General features: G+C 60.2%; 1 protein-coding gene. It reads left to right on the top strand.

Annotated features, from left to right (window positions below; translation table 11 throughout):
- Positions 1 to 27 precede the first annotated feature (27 nt).
- Positions 28 to 374, top strand: a 347-nt coding sequence (locus GSQ77_RS28890) for a CoA-transferase (RefSeq protein WP_301951193.1), incomplete at its 3' end; no start/stop codon positions are given.

Raw genomic sequence — 374 nt, forward strand, 5'->3', positions numbered from 1 at the left:
GCGCAGCGGGAAAAAAGGAGAATAACGATGGCCTGGACTCGGGAAGAAATGGCGGCGCGCGCGGCCAAGGAATTGAAGGACGGTTTTTACGTCAATCTGGGCATAGGGTTGCCCACGCTGGTGGCCAATCATGTGCCGGCGGGCATCGAAGTGTGGCTGCAATCGGAAAACGGTTTGCTGGGCATCGGCCCCTCGCCGTTTGAGGACGAAGTGGACGCGGACATGATCAACGCGGGCAAGCAGACCGTGACCACGCTGCCGGGCTCGTCGATTTTTTCGTCGGCCGATTCGTTTGCGATGATACGCGGCGGGCACATCAATCTGGCGATCCTGGGGGCGATGCAGGTCAGCCAGCATGGCGATTTGGCCAACTG

Source organism: Burkholderia sp. L27(2015), assembly GCF_009765705.1.
In the GTDB taxonomy this organism is placed as follows: domain Bacteria; phylum Pseudomonadota; class Gammaproteobacteria; order Burkholderiales; family Burkholderiaceae; genus LMUX01.